18 protein-coding genes are annotated in these 16,435 nt (G+C 37.6%); 13 read left to right on the forward strand and 5 right to left on the reverse strand.

All coding sequences use genetic code 11. The features are described from left to right. Positions 1-42: 42 nt before the first annotated feature. Entirely contained in the window at positions 43-618 is a 576-nt protein-coding gene (locus ACFQZ9_RS23895) for a DUF2238 domain-containing protein (RefSeq protein WP_498945864.1), read from the reverse strand. 17 nt (positions 619-635) lie between these two features. Beyond that, complete coding sequence (locus tag ACFQZ9_RS23900; protein WP_498945866.1) at positions 636-1,202, reverse strand: DUF2238 domain-containing protein; 567 nt, start codon at positions 1,200-1,202, stop codon at positions 636-638. Between the two features lie 167 nt (positions 1,203-1,369). Between ACFQZ9_RS23900 and ACFQZ9_RS23905 the strand changes: the two genes are divergently transcribed. Further along, positions 1,370-1,987 (forward strand): GntR family transcriptional regulator, encoded by a 618-nt coding sequence (locus ACFQZ9_RS23905; RefSeq protein ID WP_498945868.1) that lies wholly within the window; start codon positions 1,370-1,372, stop codon positions 1,985-1,987. Between the two features lie 38 nt (positions 1,988-2,025). Here ACFQZ9_RS23905 and ACFQZ9_RS23910 read toward each other — a convergent pair whose 3' ends face one another. Beyond that, the gene (locus ACFQZ9_RS23910) at positions 2,026-3,588 is read right to left on the reverse strand and encodes an ABC transporter permease/substrate-binding protein (protein WP_498945870.1); all 1,563 of its coding nucleotides are present in this window, start codon (positions 3,586-3,588) and stop codon (positions 2,026-2,028) included. Then, the gene (locus ACFQZ9_RS23915; protein ID WP_198308769.1) at positions 3,588-4,712 is read right to left on the reverse strand and encodes an ABC transporter ATP-binding protein; all 1,125 of its coding nucleotides are present in this window, start codon (positions 4,710-4,712) and stop codon (positions 3,588-3,590) included. The genes ACFQZ9_RS23910 and ACFQZ9_RS23915 overlap by 1 nt, the downstream gene beginning before the upstream one ends. A gap of 193 nt (positions 4,713-4,905) precedes the next feature. On the opposite strand from ACFQZ9_RS23915, the gene ACFQZ9_RS23920 reads away from it, so the two are divergent. From ACFQZ9_RS23920 to ACFQZ9_RS23930, 3 genes are all read left to right on the forward strand, one after another. Continuing rightward, the gene (locus ACFQZ9_RS23920; RefSeq protein ID WP_498945872.1) at positions 4,906-5,577 is read left to right on the forward strand and encodes a response regulator transcription factor; all 672 of its coding nucleotides are present in this window, start codon (positions 4,906-4,908) and stop codon (positions 5,575-5,577) included. After that, entirely contained in the window at positions 5,578-6,957 is a 1,380-nt protein-coding gene (locus ACFQZ9_RS23925; protein ID WP_498945874.1) for a sensor histidine kinase, read from the forward strand. 157 nt (positions 6,958-7,114) lie between these two features. Further along, positions 7,115-7,519 (forward strand): hypothetical protein, encoded by a 405-nt coding sequence (locus tag ACFQZ9_RS23930; protein ID WP_498945875.1) that lies wholly within the window; start codon positions 7,115-7,117, stop codon positions 7,517-7,519. A 64-nt stretch (positions 7,520-7,583) separates the two neighbouring features. Here the strand turns inward: ACFQZ9_RS23930 and ACFQZ9_RS23935 are convergent, their stop codons facing one another. After that, complete coding sequence (locus tag ACFQZ9_RS23935; protein WP_327834216.1) at positions 7,584-7,712, reverse strand: hypothetical protein; 129 nt, start codon at positions 7,710-7,712, stop codon at positions 7,584-7,586. Between the two features lie 160 nt (positions 7,713-7,872). Here ACFQZ9_RS23935 and ACFQZ9_RS23940 point away from each other — a divergent pair, with 160 nt between their 5' ends. The 9 genes from ACFQZ9_RS23940 (at position 7,873) to hxlB (ending at position 16,169) form a co-directional block, all read left to right on the forward strand. Continuing rightward, complete coding sequence (locus ACFQZ9_RS23940; RefSeq protein WP_198308766.1) at positions 7,873-8,358, forward strand: nitroreductase family protein; 486 nt, start codon at positions 7,873-7,875, stop codon at positions 8,356-8,358. A 118-nt stretch (positions 8,359-8,476) separates the two neighbouring features. Then, the gene (locus ACFQZ9_RS23945; protein WP_498945877.1) at positions 8,477-9,724 is read left to right on the forward strand and encodes a DHH family phosphoesterase; all 1,248 of its coding nucleotides are present in this window, start codon (positions 8,477-8,479) and stop codon (positions 9,722-9,724) included. Positions 9,725-9,888: 164 nt separating this feature from the next. After that, positions 9,889-10,668, forward strand: a complete 780-nt coding sequence (locus tag ACFQZ9_RS23950) for a sugar phosphate isomerase/epimerase family protein (RefSeq protein WP_498945878.1) — start codon at positions 9,889-9,891, stop codon at positions 10,666-10,668. Beyond that, positions 10,656-11,615, forward strand: a complete 960-nt coding sequence (locus tag ACFQZ9_RS23955) for a sugar kinase (RefSeq protein WP_498945879.1) — start codon at positions 10,656-10,658, stop codon at positions 11,613-11,615. The genes ACFQZ9_RS23950 and ACFQZ9_RS23955 overlap by 13 nt, the downstream gene beginning before the upstream one ends. A gap of 1 nt (position 11,616) precedes the next feature. Beyond that, on the forward strand, positions 11,617-12,897 hold the full coding sequence (locus ACFQZ9_RS23960) for an MFS transporter (RefSeq protein WP_498945880.1): 1,281 nt from the start codon (positions 11,617-11,619) through the stop codon (positions 12,895-12,897). Between the two features lie 117 nt (positions 12,898-13,014). Next, the gene (locus ACFQZ9_RS23965) at positions 13,015-13,653 is read left to right on the forward strand and encodes a bifunctional 4-hydroxy-2-oxoglutarate aldolase/2-dehydro-3-deoxy-phosphogluconate aldolase (RefSeq protein ID WP_498945882.1); all 639 of its coding nucleotides are present in this window, start codon (positions 13,015-13,017) and stop codon (positions 13,651-13,653) included. A 180-nt stretch (positions 13,654-13,833) separates the two neighbouring features. Next, on the forward strand, positions 13,834-14,817 hold the full coding sequence (locus tag ACFQZ9_RS23970) for a LacI family DNA-binding transcriptional regulator (protein ID WP_498945884.1): 984 nt from the start codon (positions 13,834-13,836) through the stop codon (positions 14,815-14,817). Between the two features lie 157 nt (positions 14,818-14,974). Continuing rightward, the gene (gene hxlA, locus ACFQZ9_RS23975) at positions 14,975-15,628 is read left to right on the forward strand and encodes a 3-hexulose-6-phosphate synthase (RefSeq protein WP_498945886.1); all 654 of its coding nucleotides are present in this window, start codon (positions 14,975-14,977) and stop codon (positions 15,626-15,628) included. Next, positions 15,621-16,169 (forward strand): 6-phospho-3-hexuloisomerase, encoded by a 549-nt coding sequence (gene hxlB / locus ACFQZ9_RS23980; protein WP_498945887.1) that lies wholly within the window; start codon positions 15,621-15,623, stop codon positions 16,167-16,169. The genes hxlA and hxlB overlap by 8 nt, the downstream gene beginning before the upstream one ends. Positions 16,170-16,435: the final 266 nt, after the last annotated feature.

The following is a 16,435-nucleotide window of genomic DNA, read 5'->3' on the forward strand; positions in this document are numbered from 1 at the left end:
TCACATGGAGAGAAAAAGCAGATCTATTTTAGGTCTGCTTTTTCATTTCTTGTTTAATTTTATTTTTGTTCGAATTCCAGCCCAAATGGCGATGGCGAGCCCTCCCGCAGTATCGGCAATCAAATCTGTCATCGTGTCTGTATTTCCGCCGCCTTGCAGGGTCATGCCCAAAAATTGATCACAGCTGAATTCATAAACTTCCCATAGGACTCCGCCGAGGGCAGCAAAAGATAGGGTATACAAAAAGACAAACCAAGGGGAAATCGCATCTCCTGCATTTCGATGAATAAGTCGCTCATATAAAGCAATCGCTGCAAATGCAAGGATTCCGCCGCTGATAAAATGCATAAAGGTGTCCCACCAGCCAAGGCCATACCATCCCCGTATCGACCCTAAATATTGCGAACCAATCAAGAAGATTAAATAGGAAAATACGATGGGTAAATTAAATTGGAGCTTTGTAAATAAGGCTAAAAGAAGCGGAATCGCACCACAGACAATACCGCCAATCGCTACGGTAGATTTAAATGTTGCACCGGTTGAATGATAATAAAAAGCCAAAATGGCCATAAATAGCACATAGGCTGCACTTATGAGAATGACAAGTTTCCGATTCATTGATTTATTTCCTCCAATTAAACCTGTTGTTTGCGGACTAAGGAGTATAGTGCAATCAGGAGTCCCCCGGCTAAACCACATAATAAATCATACATGGTATCAGTGTTGCCGCCCCTTTGCATCGTGTGTGTAAACGTTAAATCCCCTAAAAATTCATAGATTTCCCAAAACACACTGGCCGATGCACCAAGAGAAAGCACAAATAGAAAGAGAACCCACCCTGATACATCCTTGCGAATCTGAGAAGGCACTAGTATCTTAAAAAGTGTGATGGCGATCACACCAACGTAAGCTCCCTTGTATAAATGAAGAGTGGAATCCCACCATTTATAATGAAGATAAAAAAGGGCAATGGAGCCTAAATACGTAGAACAAAACAGAAATAAGAAATAACCTAAAACTTGTGGAATGTTAAAAGGATTATTTTTTAAACGCAATAAAATCAATGGTAAAGCACTGACAATAATTCCGCCTAATGCTACCTGCCATTTAGAGGTGTCATCCTTAACGAGGTAATAAACAAAAAGTATAGTCATAAAAACCATAAAGGCGATACTTAAATAAAGGATTATTTTACGTTTCAAGTCTCCACCCCATTTCCACTTCCTTTTACAATTATGTCCAAAATCTCCTGAATAAAGTCTTTAACATTTCACTCGCTTGCAAACATCTAAAAGAGTATAGTGGAAGAGTATTAGATACAAAAATTAAGACGAGACTTTTTTATTATAGTGGTGTCGGAGGTTTTGCTATGGAAAGGACACAAATACCTACATATGAACGGATCGCAATTGATTTAGCCAATCGAATCTATGATGGAAAATTTAAGGTGGGAGAAAAAATTCATGGTAGATCCACATTGGCCAGTGAATACAAGGTTTCTCCTGAAACCGTCCGCAGAGCAATAAAAATTTTAGAAGATGTGGAAATTGTTCATTCTACCAAAGGCAGTGGAATCGTAATCTCCTCAAGGGAAAATGCCTTCAAGTATATTCATCGATTTTCGAATCTTGCCAGTGTAAAAGACCTAAAGAAGCAAATGAACCATCTCATTGAAGAGCGCGAAAAACTTGACGAACAGTTGTATGAAACGTTAACGAAAATTATGGATTATTCAGACAAACTGCGTCATACGAATCCATTAGCCCCACTTGAGATTGAAATTTTCCCTGGCTGCATCCATATTGGCAAGACGATTTCTGATATGAAGTTTTGGCAAAACACTGGAGGGACAGTGATTGGGATGAAAAGGAAAGGGGAGACGATTATCTCACCCGGACCCTATGCATTAATCCAAGAAGGAGATATTCTCCTTGTCATAGGAGATGAAAAAACGTACGAAAGAGTTCAGCATTTTTTAGAGGAATAAAAAGGAGACCGGTCCATAGTATAGACCGGTCTTTAGAATTATTTTATAATTCCTTCTTTTTGTAAAAACTCTTTTGCAACTTTTGCCGGAGACTGCTTCAAGCTGTCTACTTTATAATTTAATTCACGCATTTTCTCATCAGTTATTTTACCCGAGAGCGCATTTAATGCCTTTTTCAGTTCCGGATGTTTTTTTAAGGTTTCCTCTTTTACGATTGGTACGGCATAGTATGGAGGGAAAAAGTTTTTATCGTCCTTTAATACTTTTAAATGGAAGGCTTCAAGTAATCCATCAGTAGAAAATGCATCAATGGCATCACTCTTATGATGATCTAAAGCAGTATAGCGCAGGCCGCCATCAACAGCCTTCACATCTTTAAATTTTATTCCATATGTTTTTGTAAGACCGATTAACCCATCCTCGCGATTCGGAAATTCAATGGTTGGTCCAAAGGTTAAACCGTCACTCACTTTTGCCAAGTCAGAAATAGTGTTTAATCCATATTGTTTTGCCGTATCTTGACGAACGGCCAATGCATACGTGTTGTTAAAGCCAAGTGGTTTTAATAGATCAATACCATATTTTTTCTTAAATTCCTTTTGAACATAATGATAGACTTTATCAGGGTCGCTCTCAGGCGGTTGGTTTAAAATATTAACTAAACCAGTACCTGTGTATTCAACATAGGCATCAATATTCCCATTCTTAAGTGCACTAAAAGCCACTTGTGAACCACCGAGGTTTAATTTTCGTTCGACTTGCAAATCTGTTTTATCTTCAATTACATCAGCAAGCATATTACTTAAAATTAATTGTTCACTAAAATTTTTAGAACCTATGACAATTTTATCTTTGGAGTCGCCAGTTGCTTTTGCGTAAACACTAAATCCTCCTGCAGCAAGAACCACAATGGCGCTTGTTGCAATTAACCATTTCTTTGCTGGTTTCTTCTTCATTTTCGAGGATTTGATTTTACTAGTATAAGAGATGGAAGACTCAAGTTTTCCAACAATAAAGTCAATTAGCAGTGCCAGGATACATGCAGGAATCGCACCGGCTAAGATCATGTTGTTGTCAACCGTTTGAACACCTGAGAATACCAGATAACCAAGCCCGCCAGCCCCGACAAAGGCAGCGATTGTCATCAGACCGACAGCGGTAACCGCTGAAATTCTGATTCCCGCCATAATCATCGGGAAAGCTAACGGCAACTGAACCTTTCTCATTGTTTGGCTCTTGGTTAAACCGATACCTTTGGCGGCTTCCAGAATGTCTGCATCAATATTCGTTAAACCTGTATAGGTATTTTTTACAATTGGAAGTAAAGAGTAAAGAACAACCATTACAATAGCAGGTGCACTGCCAATCCCGATAAACGGAATTAAAAACCCGAGTAAAGCCAAACTTGGAACCGCTTGGATGACATTTGTTGTTCCAATAATCGGCTTTGATAATTTCGGTTCTCTGGAAATCAAGATTCCGAGCGGGATACCGACAACAATAGCAATCACAACTGAAATGACACTTAAATATAAATGTTCCCCGATTAAACCAAAAATTTGGTCAGAGTTTGATTGTAGATAGTTCCAGAAATCCTTCATTAAAAAGCCACCTCCAAGTCAATTAGTTGACTGCTTAATGCTGATAAAATACTGCTTCTCGTAATTAGACCTGTTAATTGATTCATGTAATTTACAACAGGTACATAGCCAATCTTGTGTTCATTCATCGTTGTAAGAACAGAAATCAAATTTGCATCTTGGGAGACGGATAGAACATTTTGCTCCATCACATCCTCGATTGCATCATTACGGTTCAGCAATTGAATTCCTTTCAATGTCACTAAACCGATGAGAAGATTATTCTTATTCGTTACCATTAAGCTGTCAACCTTATGATCCTTCATGATTTCAATGGCCTGAAGAACATTACGTTTCCCGGTAATTTTAACGGGATGAGGGATCATAATATCCTCGGCCAATAGTAATTCAGGGTTATTCCATACCCTTCTTTTTCCAATAAAGTCTTCAACAAAATGGTTAGCCGGATTTTTTAAGATATTTTCCGGTGAATCATATTGAAGAATATCACCATCTTTTAAAATACAAATCTTGTCAGCTATTTTAATAGCTTCATCCATATCATGCGTTACAAAGATAATCGTCTTGTTAAATTCTTTTTGCATTTGGAATAGTTCATCCTGCAGAGAGCTTCTAGTCACGGGGTCTAAGGCACTGAATGGTTCGTCCATTAAGATGATATCGGAGTTAGTGGAGAAAGCACGAGCTACGCCAACCCTTTGCTGCTGCCCGCCGCTCAGTTCATTTGGATAGCGGTGAAGATATTCCTTTGGATTTAATCCAACCGTCTCCAATAATTCCTCCGTTTTTTGGGCAATTGCCTCGGGATCTTCTCCTTTAAGCTTCGGAATCAGCTCCAAATTTTCCTTGATCGACATATGTGGGAATAAACCCGTATTTTGGATAACATAGCCAATGTTTCGGCGAAGTTCAATCGTATTCATCGTCGAGATATCTTTCCCATTTACAAAGATTTTTCCCGATGTTGGTTGAATTAATTTATTAATCATTTTCAGCAGTGTTGTTTTTCCGCATCCGCTAGGACCGATGAATACGACTAATTGACCTGCTTCGATATCTAACGAAAATGAATTGATGATCGTTTTTGTCCGATACTTTTTAACAATATTTTTAAATTCGATCATATTTTGCATCCTCCTTTTTGTGTAGTAAAAATAATACCTGTGCTAATGCAACAACCTAAGTATAACATAAAAGTTGTTTCTTTGTCGAATCAACGCTGAAATCCTTGAGTTAATGGCTTAATCTTTCCTTATTCTTATGGATTGATTACAATTGTAAGGGAGTTAATAATGTAAATTAGTAGAAGGTGTGTAGATGAAAACCATTTTAGCAGCTGACGACGATGTGAATATTCTTAATCTGATTAAAGGGTTGTTAACGAAAGAGGGATTTAAGGTTATTGCCGCAGAGAACGGTGCAAAAGCATTAAAGCTTCTTGAAACAGACCTATGCGATTTGGCCATTGTCGATATTATGATGCCCGTTATGGATGGATATAGTTTAACAAGAGAAATAAGGAAGCAGTATGACATCCCAGTTATTTTATTAACAGCCAAAAGCCAAATTGAGGATAAAGAGAAAGGGTTTGAGTCGGGAACGGATGATTATTTAGTTAAGCCATTTGAACCCCGCGAATTAATTTTCCGCGTGAACGCACTGTTAAGAAGATATGGAAAAACAAGTGAAGCCAATATAAGTCTCGGCTCCCTCTTTATTAATAAAAAGGGCTATGAAGTTAAAATCAATCAGAAAACCTATATGCTTCCATTAAAAGAATTTGAATTGCTTTCCTTCCTAGCCGAACACCAAAACCAAGTATTTAGCCGCGGCCATTTAATTGAAAAGATTTGGGGACTGGATTTTGATGGGGATGAACGAACCGTTGATGTCCATATTAAGCGTCTCAGAGAACGATTCAATATGATTGAAAAGGATTTTTCCATCAAGACAATCAGAGGGGTTGGCTATTCGCTGGAGGTTCAATAAATGAAATCTCTCTATAGTAAGTTCGCGATTACGACGATTTTAATAATGATTTTAAGCGGGGTTCTTTCATTTATTGTTTCCAATCATTATTACCAGGTGACATTGAAAAAACAGAATGATGATAAAATCACCGGTTTTGCCCTGAAAATTGCTGATTTTGCCAGTAAGCAAAAAACGATCAGTTTGAAGGATTATTTCACCCATATTGGCGGAATCGGCTACCAAATCCTTTTGGTCGATTCAACGGGGCATCAACAATCTTTTGGGTCAGCCTTTCGAAAAAAAAATCTCCCTGATGAAGTGAAGGAAAAGGTGCTTAATGGTGAAGTGTACCATGGGATTCGTCAATTTCCGAAGCAAACCTTTGTTACTGGTTTTTTTGCAAATGAATTAGAGAACTCAATCGGTGTTCCGTTTACATACCAGAAAAAATCATATGCTATTTTTATTCGCCCTGATATTAAGTTAATGTTTAATGAAATGCATATTTTATTTGGCTGGCTCTTGCTGCTCTCGATTTTGCTAAGTGTTATTTTGGTCCTAGTCAGTACAAATTATTTGGTGAAACCGATTAGAAAGTTAAACGCAGCAACAAAGGAAATTTCAGAAGGGAATTTTTCGGTTAAATTGGACATTGACCGGAGTGACGAATTAGGGGATTTGGCAGTCAGCTTTACGAATATGTCACAGAAATTAGCAAAAGTGGAACAATTAAGAAGAGAATTGATTTCAAATATTTCTCATGATATACAGTCCCCGCTAACCAATATAAAAGGCTATTTAAATTTACTTGATGATCAAAATCTTGAGGAAAAAGAAAAAACTCAATATATCCAAGTTGTTCAATCGGAAGTGGAGCGGTTATCAACGATTACAAAGCAGTTACTCCTTCTTGCCTCGATTGAAAGCAAGAAGGACTTAATGAAGATCAGCCGCTTTAATCTCGCTGAGCAATTAAAAGGCGTGCTTCATCAATATCATTGGAGTATTGGAGATAAAGGAATTATGATGAGCTATTCACTCCCTGATACGTGGATTAATGGGGACTCCTCTTTGCTTTATTCTGTTTGGGAAAACCTGCTGACAAATGCGATTAAGTATAATAATGAAAATGGAAATATTGAAATTGATTTAATTGATTCTGGTTCGTCCATTGAAGTGACAGTTAAGGATAGTGGAATTGGTTTGGAACAAGAGCAATTGAAAAGAATATTTGACCGTTTTTATCGGGCGGATACTTCCAGGACACGATCTGTTGAAGGAACCGGCCTTGGGCTGTCGATTGTCCAATCAATTGTGCAGTTGCATCATGGAAAAGTGGAGGCATTAAGTCAAAAAGGCAAAGGAACATCCATTAAAGTGACACTTCCGAACATGTAAACTTACGTTCATCTTCCGTTCATATTCGTAACGTATTCTATTTACGAAATGAAACAAGGAAGGTGATTTTTTTATGTACTTATTACCGTTTAAAGAGATGACAGGGTCTTTGTGATGAAAGATGATCAGTTGGTTGAACAAGAAAGGAATGCTAAATATGAAAAGGTACAGTAATTTATTGTTAAAGATTTCCTCTGTTTTTGCTTTGGCAGGAGCTGCAATTGGCGGTCATATGGCAGGGTCAAATGATTATGCCTTCCGTCCAATTCACGCTCATATTTTAGTGGTTGGCTGGCTGACGATGTTTTCATGGGCGGTTTATTATCGATTATTTCAACCGAAGAGTCGTATTTTAACAGGGCTGCATGTTTATAGTGCCATTATTGGTGTAGTCGGATTAACTGTTGGTATGGCCTTGTACAATTTTAAACCGGCATTTCTGCCAGCGGCTGTTGAGACTGGCCTTTATATTGGCGGTGGGGCTGTGCTCCTCATTAGTTTTATTCTCTTTTGCATTCTTACCTTTACACAAGGTAATGAGGATGAAATGAAGGATTATTAGAGTAATTGAATTCGTTCATAAAAGAAAGAAACTCTCCTCCAGGATTGAGTTTCTTTTCTTTTGATTATTTATTTTGCATATCTTTTTTGGTGATTTCACTGCGGATGCTTGTTTCTTTAGCGAATTCGCTGTCCTGTTTTTTGTTATTAGGATATTTGTTTTTACGTTCACGATTATCATTGCGATTGGTCACTGTTTTCACCCCTTTTCTTTAACCTCGACGATTATTTTGCACAGGCGGATGATTTTTATAACCAACTTCCTAAAAAGAAAAGAATCTGGAAAATACATCCTACATATGATAGTATAACGTGTATTCGTTAACTGTATTTTGTATGGGAGGAAGAAATCCATTGAGTATTTTGGAAACGATTAAGTCACGCCGCACGATAAAAAAATTCAAAACTGATCCGGTTCATTCCGCGCAACTCATGACCTGGCTTGAGGCGGCGGCCATGGCCCCCAATCATCGGATGACGGAGCCTTGGGAAGTATATATTATTGGACAAGAAACTCGAGCAAAACTGAACCATAAAACCAATTTTGGAAATGCTCCTGTCTTAATGGCTGTTTTATCAAAACATGGGGCAACAGCTCTTGAAACAGAGGAAAATGCTCTTGCAACGGCATGTTTTGTTCAAAATTTTAGTTTAGCTGCATGGGAAGAAGGAATCGGGACATTTTGGTCCTCTATTGCAGCAGCAGCAAACAAACGGGAGATTCTGGGGGTACCGGAAGGATATGACGTGATTGGGGTATTTGGCGTTGGTTACCCTGAAGAAATCAGTGAACCAAAACCACGGACACCAATGCAAAATAAACTAAAGGAACTGCCATAGACTAGAAAAGCCAATTGCTAATTTGCAGTTGGCTCCACTTTTTTGACAATCGTATAAGATGATTGTTTCAGCAACAAACTAACCCTTATGGAAAAAATGAAGAATGGTGGTAAGGAAGATGGTAAAATTATTTACCGATATTGATTTGGATGGGCTTGGCTGCGGAATCATCGCCAAAATTGCTTTTGGTGAAAATGCCGATGTCTCATATTGCTCTTATCGGACTTTGAACCAGCAGGTAGAAACATATATCGAAAATCCCGAAAATCATGGTTCACAAATCTATATTACGGATTTAGCCGTCAATGAAACGAACGAGAAAAAGCTGGCAGCCCGATATAAACAAGGAAAACATATTAGAATGATTGACCATCATGTTACAGCCCTGCATTTCAATGAATATAAGTGGGCATTTGTTCACCCGGAATATGATACAGGAAAGAAAACCTGCGCAACATCCTTATTTTATGATTATTTAATGGAACAGGGTTTAATACAGCGGAATCAAGCACTTGAGGAATTTATCGAATTAGTCCGCCAATATGATACATGGGAATGGGACGAAAATAATAATATTCATGCCAAACGCCTGAATGATTTGTTCTATATTTTAAATCGTGAACAATTTGAAGAAGCGATTCTCAAGCGTTTTTCTGAAAATCCGCAGAATTTCTATTTAACCGAAACTGAAAATATGCTGCTGGATATGGAAGAAGCGAAAATTAACCGCTACATTCATTCGAAAAGCAGACAGACTGTACAAGCCTTTATTGATGAATATTGCATTGGAATCATTCATGCGGAACAGTATTTATCTGAGCTTGGAAACGCGTTAAATAAACTTTATCCTCATTTAGATATGATTCTTCTTCTAAATGTAAGTGGCAAGAAAGTTGGGTATCGAACCATACATGACGAAGTGAATGTCGCTGAATATGCAAAACGTTTTGGAGGCGGTGGACATCCGAAAGCTTCCGGTTCAGAAATGTCAGCCGAAGCATTTGACAAATTTGTAATAAAGGTATTTAGTTTGCCAACTCTAAAACCGGATCCGGACAAAAATGAATTCAATTTAAAAGAAGCAAAAACTGGTACAAGCTATAAAAGTGTAAAAGGAGAAATTTCCTTTATCCGTCCGGTAAATGAAAATGCCTATGCGGTCATACATAATGGTAAGAGATATGCTTCCTTATTTGAAACCTATGAGGAAGCAGAACGGTATATTAAACGAACATACGGATCTTGGCTTCGTTATGATCAGGAGTGTATCCAACAATTGGCTGAAGCCTTTTCAATCAAAATAGATGAGGTCAAAGAAAAGTATCAACCATTAGTAAAAAAATTAATCGATAAATTTGATAAATAAGAAAAAAATCAACTCGGATCTGAAAATTGGTCCGAGTTATTTTTTTATAATTTTTTTAAAAATTAATATTGAAAAGCGCTTACATTACGTTTATACTTTAGATAAATCGATTTACTAAATCGGTTTAGTAAACAATTTATCAAAAGGGAAAGGAGTGTGTTCAAATGGAAAAAGTAATCGTTCCTTTAAATGCATTTGATAGTATAGAAGTTTTAAAGAAAGGTCAAGCCGCATTTATTGAGTTGATTGCGAACTCCGGGGCATTTGGGGTAGAAATTCGCAGAGAACTGTTCCACGGCGATGACTTTCAATTAGAAAAGCTTAAAAATGAAACCGAAAAATATCAACTTTTCACTGTCTACTCAGCTCCGATTGAATTATGGAAGCCGGATCACTCCTTGAATACAAAGGAATTAATGATGGTGACTGAAGAAGGCCTGGCCCTTGGTGCAAACTGGATCAAAGTATCATTAGGTCATTTTGAAAAATTCAAATCTAATATTCAAGAATTAAATCGATTCCTGATCCCATTTCCTGATTTTCAGTTCTTAGTTGAGAATGACCAAACCTTATATGGCGGAAATGTAAAACAATTAAAATTATTTTTTGAAAGCGCTCATCATTTCCATGTTCCGATTAAAATGACGTTTGATGTTGGAAACTGGACCTATACGAATGAAGATGTTGAATCTGCTTTACATGAACTTGCCCCATTTGTTCAGTACGTTCATTTAAAACAGGTTGAAAATATGAATGGAGAATTTATCACGGTGCCGCTTGATACAGAGGGAAAACTTGGTTGGATGAAAGTAATAAATCAATTTCCAAACTATCTTGTGAAAGCGCTTGAATTCCCGATTCAACCAAAAGAAAAGACAAAAGAATTTGTAGAGTTGGTGAAAAACTTTACAAATGAAAGGAAGAAAGAATTATGCAACAGCTAGATGTCATTACTTTTGGAGAGGCTATGGCCATGTTTATTGCAAACCAGCCAGGCCCTTTACATGAAATTAATCAATATACACTCGAATTGGCAGGGGCTGAAACGAATGTGGCCATTGGGCTCACTCGTCTTGGAGTTCAATCTGGGTGGGTAAGTAAAGTTGGAAATGATGCCTTCGGGAAGTTCATCATAAACAGACTTAAAGAGGAAAAGGTTGATATTCAACAAGTTATAGTGGATACAAATTATCCAACTGGTTTTCAATTAAAATCAAAGGTTACTTTTGGAGATCCTGAAGTTCAATATTTTCGTAAAGGCTCTGCTGCCAGCAACCTAGGTATCGATGGTTTTAATGAAGAATATTTCTTATCAGCTCGGCACATGCATATGACGGGTATCCCATTGGCTCTATCAAGTCATACAAGGGCATTTGCTAATCATGCGCTGGCTCTTATGAAAAGGAATGGCCGAAGCATATCCTTTGATCCAAATTTACGCGCGAATTTATGGAATTCAAAGGAAGAAATGATTCAGGCAACCAATGAGATTGCCTTTCAAGTGAATCATGTTTTTCCTGGGATAAAAGAGGGTGAAATTTTAACGGGTTACCAGGAACCTTATGATATCGCATCCTTTTATCTTGATAAAGGTGTTGAGCTTGTCATTATTAAACTTGGTGAAGAAGGGGCGTTTTATAAGACGCAAATGGAAGAAGGAATGGTTCCTGGGTACGAAGTACAAAAGGTAATAGATACGGTGGGAGCAGGAGATGGTTTTGCAGTAGGAGTCATAAGTGGCTTATTACAAGGTCTTCCGGCCCATGAGACAGTATTAAGAGGAAACGCAATAGGTGCTTTAGCTGTTCAATCGCCCGGGGATCATTCAGGGTACCCGACAAGCAGTCAATTAAATGATTATATGGCAAATCATTTTCAAGGAGTGAAATAATATGAAACAGACAATTGCAAAACAAAGATGGTTTTTCTTAATTCCAATTGCTTTTATTACGTATAGTCTTGCTTACCTTGACCGTGCCAACTATGGATTTGGAGCAGCTGCTGGATTAGCGAAGGATCTCCATATAACCCCGGGAACTTCATCCTTATTGGGTTCACTTTTCTTTTTAGGCTATTTCTTTTTCCAAATACCTGGAGCGCATTACGCCGAGAATAAAAGTGCGAAAAAACTTATTTTCTGGTCACTTATTTCATGGGGAGTATTAGCTTCCGCAACAGGTCTTATTACCAATATTAAATTATTATTTGTCATTCGGTTCGCCCTTGGAGTGGTTGAAAGTGCTGTTATGCCGGCGATGCTTGTATTCCTAAGCCATTGGTTTACCAAGACAGAACGCTCACGTGCCAATACCTTCCTCATCTTAGGGAACCCCGCAACCGTATTATGGATGTCAATTGTATCAGGATACTTATTACAATCTTTTGGCTGGAGATGGATGTTTATTATTGAAGGTCTGCCGGCAGTCATCTGGGCATTTATTTGGTGGAAACTAGTAAATGATAAACCGAAGGATGCAAAATGGTTGTCACAGCAAGAAAAATTAGATTTGGAAGAGCAGTTACGTAAAGAACAAGAAGGATTAAAGCCGGTTAAAAATTATCGCGAAGCATTTAAGTCAAAACCTGTTATTCTATTAAGCTTACAATATGCATTATGGAGTATTGGGGTTTATGGATTCGTTATGTGGTTGCCTTCAATTATTAAAGCTGCGCCAAATATGAATATTGTAAAAACGGGTTGGTTGTCGTCTGTCCCTTACATTTTAGCCGTTGTATTAATGTTAGCAGCCTCTTATTTCTCAGATAAAACATTAAACCGTAAAGCATTTGTTTGGCCTTTTCTATTGATTGGAGCAATAGCTTTCTACATTTCCTATGCGATCGGAACCCATCATTTCTGGCTCTCCTTTATTTTATTAGTGATTGCTGGAGGTGCCATGTATGCTCCATATGGACCGTTTTTCGCGATTATTCCCGAGATTCTGCCACGTAATGTTGCCGGGGGTGCGATGGCACTGATAAATAGTATGGGCGCATTAGGCTCGTTTGTTGGATCATATGTGGTTGGTTACCTGAACGGAGCTACTGGAGGTTTTGGAGCGTCTTATATTTTTATGGCAGGTTCATTGTTCCTTTCCGCAATATTAACGATTTGGGCAGTTAATGCAGCAAAAAAGCCTAATAAAGCAACGGATATGGATGTTAGTGCATAAAAAAATTCAACAGCTAAAAAGGACAATTTGTTATTTAGCTGTTGACTAAGAAAAAACATACATGAACCATTATAGAAAAAAATGAAATAAATGAAAAGAAAAAGGGAGTCCTTAAAAATGGGCGTAGAGGAAATAAAAAATCGCGCGGTTGTTGCAGTCATTCGCGGTGCCACATTGCAAACAATCGTACCAATTGCAGAAGCATTAAAAAACGGTGGCGTAACTGCCTTGGAAATCACGATGGAAACACCGAATGCTTTATCCATTATTGAAAAAGTGGGGAATGAATTTGGTGACGAGGTATTAGTAGGTGCCGGAACGGTTCTTGATTCAGAGACAGCTAGAGCAGCAATCCTAGCCGGATCAAAATTTATTTTTTCTCCGATAGTGAATAAGGAAACAATTAAAATGACAAAAAGGTACGGGATCATCAGTGTACCAGGTGCATTTACGCCAACCGAAATTCAAACTGCATTTGAAAATGGTGCTGATCTAGTAAAATTATTCCCGGCAGGGTGTTTGGGACCGGATTATTTAAAAAATATCTCTGGTCCATTGCCGCACATCCCCCTTATGCCAACCGGTGGAATTCATTTGGAAAATGTGAAGGAATTTTTCAAGGCAGGTGCAGTTGCAGTTGGGATTGGCAGCACATTAATCAATCCGAACCGGGAATTAACTGCCGATTATCTTGCTGAAGTCCAGTTGAACGCTAAAAAATTTATGGAAGCGGCAAATTCTTCACGAATTTCATAGAGTATAAATTAGAGGATGACTTAGATTCAGGTTTAAGAACACATGTCCAAGTAAGAATTTTTCTTATGGATGTGTGGTATTTAGACAGAATCGTCATCCTCTTTTTGTTTCTAAACTGGATAATAAACCGATTTAGGGCTACAATGAAGTCATTGAAATAGGATGAAAGAGGAAGATAGAATGGAAAAAGTCACCATGGCCGACGTAGCAAAAGAAGCGGGTGTATCGAAAAGCACCGTTTCACAATTTTTAAATAATCGCTTTGAATATATGGGGGAAAAAACAAAATTAAAAATTGAAGAAGCGATAAAAAATTTAGGCTACCAGCCAAATTATATTGCAAGAAGTTTAAAGCAAAAACGAACCTCCATGGTAGGAGTCATTGTGGCCAATATTATGCATCGGTTTTCTACGGAGGTAAGCCGTGCAATAGAGGATTTCTTTCATGAACATGGAATTCACGCGATTGTTTGCAATGCCGATGATAATCCGCAAAAGGAAAAGAACTATATTGATATGTTGCGGGCAAAGCAGGTAGATGGACTGATTATTTTTCCTACCGGTCAAAATCATGATTTATACAAGAATATGATTGTGGAAGACTATCCAGTTGTATTCATGGATCGGAAGGTAGAGAACCTTAAGGCGCTTTCGATTGTGACAGATAATATGCAGTCTACGTATAATGCGATTGTCTATTTTTTAAAAAAGGGACACCGGAAAATTGCTTTTGCTGTCCAGCCACTGACCATTAGTACACGTAAGGACAGGCTAGAAGGCTATAAAAAAGCGATGAAGGATGAAGGTATTAATATTAATTCTAATTATATAATTGAAGCCGATATTTCGGATATGAAAGCGAATTTGGAAAAATTATTTTCCCTAAGTGAACCGCCAACCGCATTATTTGCCGGAAATGACCGAGTTTTTTTAGAAGTTTTAGAATTTCTTAAAGAAACAAACCGAGCATTAGGGAAGGATATCGATTTGATTGTGTTCGATAATATTCCATTTGCCCACTTGGTTGAACCGCCTATTACAGTAATTACACAACCTGCATTTGAAATGGGGAAAAAGGCGGCAGAATTACTATTTGCGAAAATTAACAAAACCGAAATAAAACCGGAAGAGATTGTTTTCCCAAGTAAAATAATGAGCCATTGAAAAACTTTATGTAAAAACAGCAAACGGTCACAGTACTATTGCTGTTTTTTTATTAATAACCTTTTTATGATTGGGATTGTATATTAAAATAAAGTAGTTTATAATTTTAATAAATCGATTTAGTAAACCGATTTATTAAATAAGAGGAGCTTGCTTGATGAAAATACAATTAGCGCTTGATCGATTAGAAATTCAAGAAGCCATTCAATTAACAAAACTAGTAGAGCATTCCATCGACTGGATCGAAGTGGGAACATCCTTAATTAAAGAATTTGGAATGACAAGTATAAAAGAACTTAAGAATGCCTTCCCTAATAAAAAAATTATTGCTGATATCAAGACAATTGATAATGCACGTTATGAATTTGAAATGTGTTTTAATGCAGGGGCAGATGTGGCTACAGTTATGGGAGTCTCACCATTGGTAACCATTGATACATGTTTTGAAGTCGCCAGTCAGCATAACAAGCAAGTTATGATTGATTTATTAAATACATCTGAAGAGCAGAAAAGCTATTTAATGAAATATAAAGATGCAATCTTTTGTGACCATGTCAGCAAGGATGAACAAGAAGAAAATGGTAAATCCCAAAGTGGAATACGTCAAACCGGGATGTTTAAAAAACATTTTCTTAAAACCGCTGTGGCAGGAGGGATTACAACGGATACATTAAAGTCTCTCAAAGCAAGGTTGAATCCTGATGTGGTCATTATCGGGTCGGCGATCACAAAGGCTGGTAATCCAAAAGAAGCGGCAGAAAAATTCAAAGATTTAATTGTGAAATTGGAGGGTGAACACGTCTATGAATAAGGTTTTTACTATTTTAAAAGAGATAGAAGCAGTGCTTGGACAAATAGAGGAACAGCATCTTCATGACTTTGCAGATCATCTTATAAAGGCAAACAGAATTTTCGTTGTGGGAGAAGGCCGTTCAGGTTTAATGGCAAAGTCTTTTGCAATGAGATTAATGCATCTCGGTGCGAATGTTTACGTTGTAGGGGAAACAATTACGCCTTCCATTAAGGAAGGGGATGTTCTGGTAGCTGTTTCGGGTTCGGGCACAACCAAAAGCGTTACATGGACATCAGATAAAGCGAAATCAATCGGCGCTACGATTATTGCGATGACAACGAATACCGGTTCACCGTTAGCTGCTGTTGCAGACCAATTTCTTCATGTTCCGGCTGCAACAAAATACCGTCGTGAAAATGAACGGGAAACCATTCAGCCGCTAGGTTCCTTATTTGACCAATGTGCTCATATTCTTTTTGATACGATTTGTCTTTTTTACAGTGAACTAAATCAGGTAAACCATCAAATAGCGTTTAAACAACATAGCAATTTAGAATAAATGAATAGATGAACAGGAAAAAGGGTCAGGTTCAATTTTTTGAACTTGACCCTTTTTATTGCACCTGGAGCGCAAATTAGCAGGTAAGATTATCCAAAGCCTGCGAAAAAAAATTCTGCTAATATTAAGCTTGGGTTAAGATTTATATGGTAAATTAATCGTGGGTATTTTTGATTATTATTGTAAAATTGTAAAAAGGATGAAACAGAAAGAAAACTCAGTTACATATCCCTGTAATATAAAAAGGGTATAATGGTTTTATATCT

This window comes from Neobacillus sp. GCM10027624, from assembly GCF_042675345.1.
Lineage (GTDB): Bacteria > Bacillota > Bacilli > Bacillales > Cytobacillaceae > Neobacillus > Neobacillus cucumis_D.

What these genes read in the sequence shown, in the direction of transcription:
- ACFQZ9_RS23895 (WP_498945864.1), bottom strand. Translation starts at nt 618, where the DNA reads ATGAATCGGAAACTTGTCATTCTCATAAGTGCAGCCTATGTGCTATTT.
- ACFQZ9_RS23905 (WP_498945868.1), top strand. Translation starts at nt 1,370, where the DNA reads ATGGAAAGGACACAAATACCTACATATGAACGGATCGCAATTGATTTA.
- ACFQZ9_RS23910 (WP_498945870.1), bottom strand. Translation starts at nt 3,588, where the DNA reads ATGAAGGATTTCTGGAACTATCTACAATCAAACTCTGACCAAATTTTT.
- ACFQZ9_RS23915 (WP_198308769.1), bottom strand. Translation starts at nt 4,712, where the DNA reads ATGATCGAATTTAAAAATATTGTTAAAAAGTATCGGACAAAAACGATC.
- ACFQZ9_RS23920 (WP_498945872.1), top strand. Translation starts at nt 4,906, where the DNA reads ATGAAAACCATTTTAGCAGCTGACGACGATGTGAATATTCTTAATCTG.
- ACFQZ9_RS23925 (WP_498945874.1), top strand. Translation starts at nt 5,578, where the DNA reads ATGAAATCTCTCTATAGTAAGTTCGCGATTACGACGATTTTAATAATG.
- ACFQZ9_RS23930 (WP_498945875.1), top strand. Translation starts at nt 7,115, where the DNA reads ATGAAAAGGTACAGTAATTTATTGTTAAAGATTTCCTCTGTTTTTGCT.
- ACFQZ9_RS23945 (WP_498945877.1), top strand. Translation starts at nt 8,477, where the DNA reads ATGGTAAAATTATTTACCGATATTGATTTGGATGGGCTTGGCTGCGGA.
- ACFQZ9_RS23950 (WP_498945878.1), top strand. Translation starts at nt 9,889, where the DNA reads ATGGAAAAAGTAATCGTTCCTTTAAATGCATTTGATAGTATAGAAGTT.
- ACFQZ9_RS23955 (WP_498945879.1), top strand. Translation starts at nt 10,656, where the DNA reads ATGCAACAGCTAGATGTCATTACTTTTGGAGAGGCTATGGCCATGTTT.
- ACFQZ9_RS23960 (WP_498945880.1), top strand. Translation starts at nt 11,617, where the DNA reads ATGAAACAGACAATTGCAAAACAAAGATGGTTTTTCTTAATTCCAATT.
- ACFQZ9_RS23965 (WP_498945882.1), top strand. Translation starts at nt 13,015, where the DNA reads ATGGGCGTAGAGGAAATAAAAAATCGCGCGGTTGTTGCAGTCATTCGC.
- ACFQZ9_RS23970 (WP_498945884.1), top strand. Translation starts at nt 13,834, where the DNA reads ATGGAAAAAGTCACCATGGCCGACGTAGCAAAAGAAGCGGGTGTATCG.
- hxlA (WP_498945886.1), top strand. Translation starts at nt 14,975, where the DNA reads ATGAAAATACAATTAGCGCTTGATCGATTAGAAATTCAAGAAGCCATT.
- hxlB (WP_498945887.1), top strand. Translation starts at nt 15,621, where the DNA reads ATGAATAAGGTTTTTACTATTTTAAAAGAGATAGAAGCAGTGCTTGGA.